The organism is Bacteroides sp. UBA939, from assembly GCF_002293435.1.
Taxonomy (GTDB): Bacteria; Bacteroidota; Bacteroidia; order Bacteroidales; family Bacteroidaceae; genus Bacteroides.
In genome coordinates this window covers 1-8,856 of the sequence record NZ_DBDF01000216.1, presented here as the reverse complement: position 1 = coordinate 8,856, position 8,856 = coordinate 1, and the positions used below count along the sequence as shown (strand labels likewise).

6 protein-coding genes are annotated in these 8,856 nt (G+C 44.6%); 3 read left to right on the top strand and 3 right to left on the bottom strand.

Features of this window, described 5'->3' with window-relative positions; translation table 11 throughout:
* Positions 1-2,339, bottom strand: a 2,339-nt coding sequence (ppdK, locus tag B2Z67_RS14210; RefSeq protein ID WP_291530502.1) for a pyruvate, phosphate dikinase, incomplete at its 3' end; no start/stop codon positions are given.
* A gap of 200 nt (positions 2,340-2,539) precedes the next feature.
* On the opposite strand from ppdK, the gene rlmD reads away from it, so the two are divergent.
* Complete coding sequence (gene rlmD, locus B2Z67_RS14205; RefSeq protein WP_291530498.1) at positions 2,540-3,967, top strand: 23S rRNA (uracil(1939)-C(5))-methyltransferase RlmD; 1,428 nt, start codon at positions 2,540-2,542, stop codon at positions 3,965-3,967.
* A gap of 27 nt (positions 3,968-3,994) precedes the next feature.
* A complete protein-coding gene (locus tag B2Z67_RS14200) occupies positions 3,995-4,927 on the top strand; it encodes an RluA family pseudouridine synthase (protein WP_291530497.1) in 933 nt (310 codons plus the stop codon).
* Between the two features lie 222 nt (positions 4,928-5,149).
* Here B2Z67_RS14200 and B2Z67_RS14195 read toward each other — a convergent pair whose 3' ends face one another.
* Entirely contained in the window at positions 5,150-5,560 is a 411-nt protein-coding gene (locus B2Z67_RS14195; RefSeq protein ID WP_291530496.1) for a hypothetical protein, read from the bottom strand.
* Between the two features lie 225 nt (positions 5,561-5,785).
* Between B2Z67_RS14195 and rmuC the strand changes: the two genes are divergently transcribed.
* A complete protein-coding gene (rmuC, locus tag B2Z67_RS14190; RefSeq protein ID WP_291530495.1) occupies positions 5,786-7,153 on the top strand; it encodes a DNA recombination protein RmuC in 1,368 nt (455 codons plus the stop codon).
* Between the two features lie 251 nt (positions 7,154-7,404).
* On the opposite strand, the gene B2Z67_RS14185 is transcribed toward rmuC, so the two are convergent.
* A complete protein-coding gene (locus tag B2Z67_RS14185) occupies positions 7,405-8,634 on the bottom strand; it encodes a DUF2264 domain-containing protein (RefSeq protein WP_291530494.1) in 1,230 nt (409 codons plus the stop codon).
* Between the last annotated feature and the right edge of the window lie 222 nt (positions 8,635-8,856).

Here is an 8,856-nt window from a genome sequence, read left to right as displayed (position 1 = left end):
GGAATTTCAATCATCGTACCCACTTTGAAATCAATACTGTCACCTATTTCGGCAAACAGCTTGACTGCTTCTTCGCGAATTACCTTTTCCTGTTCCTTGAACTCATATAAAATACCGGTCAACGGAACCATAATTTCCGGATGGGTTTCTACACCTTCTTTTTTCAGTTCCAAAGCAGCGCCTAAGATGGCACGTGTTTGCATCTGGGTAATTTCCGGATAAGTGTTACCCAAGCGACAGCCACGGTGTCCCAACATAGGATTATGCTCACAAAGCGATTCTACGCGTTGTTGGATATATTGCAGGCTAACACCCATAGTATCCGCCATTTCCTGCTGTCCTTTCAAATCGTGGGGAACAAATTCGTGCAAAGGAGGATCGAGCAGACGAACGGTTACAGGGTAACCTTCCATTGCTTTAAAGATACCCTTGAAGTCGTCCTGCTGATAAGGTAATATCTTAGCCAATGCTTTGCGACGTCCTTCGGCATTTTCCGCAAGAATCATTTCACGCATAGCCTTAATTTTTTCACCTTCGAAGAACATGTGTTCCGTACGGCAAAGACCAATACCTACAGCGCCAAAGTTACGTGCAACTTCAGCATCATGAGGAGTATCCGCATTAGTACGTACCTGCAACTTCGTATATTTATCGGCCAGTTCCATCAATTCCGCAAAGTCACCTGAAAGTTCGGCGGCCCTTGTGTCTACCTGTCCTTTAAAAACTTCGCCCGTGCTACCGTTCAATGAGATGTAATCGCCTTCTTTTAATAGAACACCATCTATTTCTACAGTGCGGGCTTTATAATCAATATTCAACGCACCGGCACCGGAAACACAACACTTACCCATACCGCGGGCAACCACAGCAGCATGTGAAGTCATACCGCCACGAGCGGTAAGAATACCTTCCGCAACTGCCATACCTGCCAAATCCTCAGGAGAAGTTTCAATACGAACCATCACTATGCGCTTACCGGAAGCATACCATTCGGCAGCATCGTCTGCAAAGAATACGATTTGTCCCGTAGCAGCGCCCGGAGATGCGGGAAGACCACGAGTCAACACCTTAGCCTGCTTCAACGCAGCCTTATCAAACACCGGATGGAGTAATTCATCCAGCTTGTTAGGTTCGCAACGCATCAACGCAGTTTTTTCATCAATCATACCTTGATGAAGCAGATCAACGGCAATCTTCACCATCGCTGCACCGGTACGTTTACCGTTACGTGTCTGGAGGAACCAAAGTTTACCATCCTGAACGGTGAACTCCATGTCCTGCATATCCCTATAATGGTTTTCCAGTTTTGTCTGGATAGCATCCAATTCTTTATAAATTTCAGGCATGGCCTCTTCCATAGACGGATATTTAGCCGCACGTTCTTCTTCACTGACACATGCCAGTTCGGCCCAACGTTGCGAACCGATCTTCGTAATTTGTTGCGGAGTACGGATACCTGCCACAACGTCTTCACCTTGCGCATTGATTAAATACTCGCCATTGAACAAATCTTCTCCGGTACCGGCATCACGGCTGAAGCAAACACCTGTAGCGGAAGTTTCACCCATATTACCAAATACCATCGCCTGTACGCTTACCGCAGTACCCCATTCATCAGGAATACTTTCCATCTTACGATAAAGAATGGCGCGCTCGTTCATCCAGGAATTAAATACCGCACAAACAGCTCCCCATAATTGCTCGTAAGCAGAAGTAGGGAAATCCTTACCTGTCTGTTCCTTAACGGCAGCCTTGAATTTCTTCACCAGGTTCTTAAGGTCTTCAACTTCCAGTTCATTATCCAGTTTCACGCCTTTTGCATGCTTCACTTCCTCAATGATAGCTTCAAACGGATCGAGATCTTCTTTATTTGTCGGTTTCATGCCTAATACGACATCACCATACATCTGGACGAAACGGCGATATGAGTCCCATGCAAAGCGAGCATTACCTGTTCTGCGCGTCAAGCCTTCTACAACTTCATCATTTAAACCCAGGTTGAGAATAGTATCCATCATACCCGGCATGGAAGCGCGCGCTCCCGAACGTACAGACACTAACAAGGGGTTTTCAACATCTCCGAATTTAGAACGCATCAGGGTTTCTACATGTGCAATGGCATTTTCCACTTCACCTTTCAACAGAGCAACCACCTTATCCTGCCCCATCTCGTAATATTCGGTACAAACGTCTGTCGTAATCGTAAAACCGGGAGGAACCGGAACCCCAATCAGGTTCATTTCGGCAAGATTGGCACCTTTACCTCCCAATAGATTTTTCATATCGGCCTTTCCCTCCGCCTGACCGTTACCAAAGGTATAAACTCTTTTTTTGTCCATAATAATAACTTATATTGTTTAAATTGTTATTTTTCTATCCGCAAAGCTAAGTATATTCCGCATACTATTAAAACTTTATAATAGAAAACTTTATATCAAAATGCAATTTCGACATTGCAATCTTTAATATCTCACTTCATAGAGAGAATTCCAAAAAAAATGCCTACTTTTGCCGAATAATTTATTAGATTGGTGTAGAAGTGGCAAGAAAGAAAAAAGACCTTCCTCTGCTGGAGAGGGTGACAATAACGGATGTGGCTGCCGAAGGAAAAGCCATTGCAAAGGTCAATGATTTGGTAATTTTCGTACCTTATGTTGTTCCCGGAGATGTAGCAGACCTGCAAATTAAGAGAAAAAAGAACCATTATGCAGAAGCCGTAGCAGTGAAATTCCACGAATATTCGCACGAAAGAGCTGTCCCATTTTGCCAACACTATGGAGTTTGCGGTGGCTGCAAATGGCAAATTCTCCCCTATTCCGAACAAATCAGATATAAACAGAAACAAGTAACGGACAATCTTACCCGCATCGGGAAAATAGATCTTCCGGAAATATCGCCCATTTTAGGTTCAGAAAAGATTCAGTTTTACAGGAATAAGCTGGAATACACTTTTTCCAACAAGCGTTGGTTGACGGAAGAAGAAGTAAAACAGAACGTAATATACGAGCAGATGAATGCCGTAGGTTTTCACATTTCCAATGCTTTCGATAAGGTACTGGCCATAGAGAAATGCTGGCTTCAGGATGATATTTCCAACCGTATCCGTAATGCCGCGCGTGATTATGCTTACGAGCATAACTATTCATTCATCAACTTGCGTACGCAGGAAGGTATGCTACGCAATATGATTGTACGTACTTCTACCACCGGCGAATTAATGGTTATTCTCATCTCCAAAATAGAGAAAGATGAAGAACTGGACTTGTTCAAGCAACTCCTTCAATATGTAGCCGACACTTTCCCTGAGATTACTTCACTCTTATACATTATCAATAACAAGTGTAACGACACTATTACAGACCTCGACGTATATACATTTAAAGGTAAAGACCACATTTTTGAGAAGATGGAGGGATTACGTTTTAAGATTGGCCCCAAGTCATTCTACCAGACTAACTCCGAACAGGCATACAATTTATATAAGATAGCGCGTGACTTTGCCGGACTAACCGGGGAAGAACTGGTGTACGACCTCTATACCGGAACAGGAACCATCGCTAACTTCGTTTCCCGGCAAGCCCGGCAAGTTATCGGAATCGAATATGTTCCCGAGGCTATTGAAGACGCCAAAGTAAATGCGCAGATTAATAATATCGGGAATGCCCTGTTCTTTGCCGGAGACATGAAAGATATGCTGACGCAGGATTTCATTAATCAATACGGTCGCCCGGATGTTATCATTACCGACCCGCCGCGTGCAGGCATGCATCAGGATGTAGTAGACGTAATCTTGTTTGCCGAACCCAAACGTATTGTGTACGTTAGTTGTAATCCTGCCACACAAGCAAGAGATTTGCAACTGCTCGACATAAAATATGAGGTAAAAGCAGTGCAACCGGTAGACATGTTTCCGCACACCCACCACGTAGAGAACGTAGTGCTTCTGGAATTAAGAAACAAAAACTAATCACTAACCAACTAATCACTAACCAACGTGGCAAGAGAAAAATTAATAGCGAGAGCGCGCGCCCAATATACAGACTATATCGTAAAAGAGGCAATGGAACTCATGGATTTCCTGTCTTCCCAAATGCCGCAGGCCAGCCGCACAAAGTTAAAATCACTACTCAGCAAACGGATTGTATTCGTAGATAATGTAATCACCACTCAATATAATTTCCCGCTGAAACCGGGTATGAAGGTACAAATCAGCCGGGAAAAGGGTAATAAAGAGTTTCATAGCCACCTCTTGAAGATTGTCTATGAAGATGCTTATATTATTGTTATAGAGAAAATGCAAGGTTTGCTCTCCGTTAGTACAGACCGCCAGAAAGAGCGTACCGCATATCACATCCTAAGCGAGTATGTGAAACGTTCCGGACGAAATAACGGGGTTTATATCGTGCATCGCCTTGACCGGGATACCTCAGGATTAATGATGTTTGCCAAAGATGAAAAAACACAGTACACCTTGCGGGATAACTGGCATGATATTGTAACCGACCGTCGTTATGTGGCGGTAGTAACCGGAGAAATGGAAAAGAATGCCGGCTGTATAACATCCTGGCTCACCGACCGTACTCTCTATGTCTATTCCAGCCCTACGGACGACGGAGGACAAAAATCAATAACCCACTATCGCACCATTAAACGCGCCAATGGATATTCGCTCGTAGAACTGAACCTTGAAACCGGACGCAGGAATCAAATACGCGTACACATGCAAGACTTGGGACACCCAATCATCGGCGACGGTCGATATGGTATGGAAGAGGTGAATCCTATAGGACGTTTAGCACTGCACGCTTTCAAACTCTGCTTTTATCATCCGGTGACGGGAGAGTTAATGCGTTTTGAGACACCTTATCCGGGTGATTTCAAGAAGCTGTTTTTAAAGAAACAAGAGAAAGTGAATAAAGTAGAATAAGGCTAAACTTACTATCTTTCATCCGCAGATGACACAGATTGCGCAGATTTATTTAAAACCTAATCTGTGCAATCTGTGTTATTTGCATTACCTGCATTATCTGTGTTATTTGCATTATCTGCGCTATCTGCATTACCTGCGTTGTCTGTGCCATTTGCATCATTTGCATTATCTGCGAATGAGAAATATTTTTTTGAAGTGTACTTTACTTCCGGCACAGCCTTATTCCATCTCCAGTACAAAGTCATATCCACGAGAATCATCCGTCAAATAGAACGTGCCCTTCAGTTCGTCTCCTATTACTCTGACATTATCCATATAAGATATACCTTCCCTGCCATAATCTAATATCAGATTATTATCGTAGCCATTTTCCCACATCCATTGGAATCTAAATCGTTTATAGAAATCACCATCCGAGAAATAGTACTGATGCTCTTCACCAAATCCGTCCTTATCAAAACGGAATGTACTGAAAAGAGGTTCATCGTTATCAGCATTCATACCAATATCTCCTGTCCATGCACGCCCAACGATTACGGATTCTATATGGGACTGATCATCATCACAAGACATCAACCCAATAGCTAAAACACATAGCAACAATAGTTTCACGTTATTCAAAGTCTTCATAATAGTTCTATTTTAATAATAATTTGTGGGCAAACATACGAAAATATATCGAAACACATCCATATTTCAATTGATTTTTGTCCGGCAGCGACATCCACTCATTGTTTTTCTCGCAAAAGTATGAACAGGTAGCAATATTATCCGTACTTTTGTTCTACATATAAAAGAAGTGGAAACAATGATTCTGATAACAGGAAACGGAAACAAAAATTTAACGGAATAAGTATGGAAATTGCATGGCTGGCGGTAATTGGAGTTTTAGCGGGTATCGCAACCGGTTACTTTATGCAGAAACAAATAGCCCGTGAACGTGAAACCCTCCTGAAACAAACGGCAGAAGAATGGATTGCCTCGCAGGAGAAGCACTACAATGAACGGATCGCTGAACAGGAAAGGCTGTTTACGGAACGTCTCGCCGAACAGGAGAGAGCTTTCAACACAAGATTATCGGAACAACGGGAACTGTGGAAAGAGCGTCTGGAACAACAAATAAAAGAAGCCGAAGCCCTGCACAAGCGCATGAACACGGAATTCGAGAACCTCTCCAACCGTATCTTCCAAAGTAAAACGGAAGATTTCACCAAGCTCAACTCCGAACACCTCAACAACCTGCTCCGTCCGTTGGGAGACAACCTGAAAGATTTCCGCGAGAAGGTGGAGCAGGTTTACGACAAGGAATCCAAACAACGCTTTTCGCTGGAGGAACGTATCAAGGACTTGGTAGAACTGAATAATCGCATCAGCGAAGACGCCAACAACCTGACCCGTGCGCTGAAAGGCGACTCGAAGATGCAAGGCAACTGGGGAGAAATGGTATTGGAACGGTTACTGCAAGCCTCCGGACTGATAGAAGGTGAACATTATTTTCGCCAGGAGTTCATGAAAGACGAACAGGGCGAAGCGCTCACCAACGAAGAAAGCGGCCAGAAGATGCAGCCGGATATCATCATAAGATACCCCGATGAACGGGAAATGATTATCGACTCCAAGGTCTCACTTACCGCCTACGCAGCTTATACTTCTGCTGAAAACAAAGATGAAGAGACACACTGGTTAAAAGCGCATCTGCAATCCGTACGGGCACATGTTGACGAACTCAGCCGGAAAGACTATTCGCATTACGATGCCAAAGCGCCGGACTTCGTCATGATGTTCGTCCCTACCGAGGCTGCTTATCTGACTGCCATTAAGGGTGACTCCAACTTATGGGAATACGCCTACAACAAGAAAGTGGTGCTAATGAGTCCCACAAATTTGATTAGCGCGCTCCGCCTTTCTCTCGACCTCTGGAAACGGGAGAACCAAGTAAAGAACGTGCAGGATATTATCAGGCGCGGCACATTGCTTTACGAAAAAATCGCCGGATTCACAGATACATTCCTTCATATCGGCGACAGTCTCAAAGGATTACGAGGAGACTATGAAAAGGCGTGCAACCAACTTTCCGAAGGTAACGGAAGCGTGCTGAGACAAGCTGAACAATTGCGCAGCATGAGCCTGACACCCAAGAAGAGGATATCCCCCCGATTGTTACCAAAGGAAAAGGAAGAGGGAACGGATACGGAAGAGGATACGGATACGGAAGCAGGATAACCGTTGATTAGTGTACTCGCGTTTATCATAATGTCATTTTGTATTTTCTGTATGCCTTAGAATGCGATATTTCCGCCCGAAGGCTGGTGTATATCACTCACGATTTATACAGAATATCCGCATATATATTCAAAACCTCATATCTGTAGTTTCTATTTCCCCCTCTCCTAACAGAAAGGAGAGTTAGCAAAAAGGAGCTTTAGCTATCTTTTTGCCAACATCTATTGCACTGGGATTACATATTGCCAACCTCATCTCCGGAGTGACTGATGGTCATCCCGCGCAAACGGTTTCCCGCTCCATGCTTTCTGTGAAGTCCACGGTTCTGCCGGGTCTGCCCAGAAAGGATGTTCTGCCGGAAGCCCCAGCGGCATGAAAACGAGGGAAGTCATGTAAAGGCTTCCATTATTGGTATAATAGTTGGCAAGCTCCGGCTGATGCCCGGCGAAACCCAGTTGCAGGAATCCCTCTTCATTAAAGTTGCCCTCTACCTTAAACATGTTGTTCATTACGGCAGTAAGCGCGGCACGTACCTGCCCGTTGCTTATTCCCTCGGGCAAACCGTATTTCCACGCAGACAGCGCCAACGACTGGAAAGCGCCCAAGCGATAAACAATGGAGCGTCCGAAAGCAGGATAAGTCCCTTCGGGAGAGATGAGGCGTTCGAGGAATGTGTTGAAGCGTTGCATGCGTTTGATGGCAAGACCGGTGCTTACGGGAAACCTGAGACGTTTCTCAGCCAGTACTTCCAGTATCTCCACATACATGGGATGAATGACGAAAGAGTTGTAATAGTCAACGGAAAACTCCGGCCCGTCGTTGTACCAGCCGTCGCCTGCATACCATTCGTTTATCTTGTTGATTGCTACAGTGAGGGCATATTCATCTGCCTTTTCACCGGCGAACATCAGGAAGGCTTCAATCATTCCACGGAACAGAAGCCAGTTGTTATAAGCAGGGCGTACTGTTCTCAATGCCTTGAAACGTTCAATGTATCGCCGTTGTGTTACAGTATCCAACAGTTCCCAGGTAACTTTTGGGGCACGCAGAAAACTTTCCGCCAGATAAGCGGCATCCACCAGCCGTTGGGTAGAAGTACTTTCCCATCCCAGCAAATCGGGGCTTTCGGGATCTACGGCATTCTTGTAAGAAAGCAATGCCCATTCGTGTAGTTGTTTGCGTAGCTTTCCTTCCGGGGTGTTATCGTCAGGCAGATTGAACCAGGGGGATATGCCTGCCATCAGTCTGCCGAATGTTTCCATGTAGGCTACACGTTTGTCGCGCCCGTCCCATGTAGGGCTAAGCTCTAACGTCATGTTCTTTTGCAGTTCGCCGCGGCTCATATTCTCCAGCACGGGGGCGGCAATGCGGTAGCACAATTCTACCCATTGCTCCCTGTCACTCGGGGTTACTTTCTTTCGGGCGCTACTCTCCGTTGTGCAGAAGAGAAGCAGGATGATTGCTATAATCGGATATTTCATAATAGTGCTTTTTTTAGTCTGCATTACGCATACTTTAGGGGTTAGAGGAGTTAAAGAAGCATCACTTTGTCAGGAGTTCCTAACAAAGTGATTACTCCTTTAACAATATAAATAATTCAGGTTAGAGTACTTCGTCATAAATAGTTTAGTTTAGCGGAGCGGATCAGTGATTAGTGGTTAGTGTTTAGTGATTAGTGATTAACAGTAGTATCTCTATTCTCC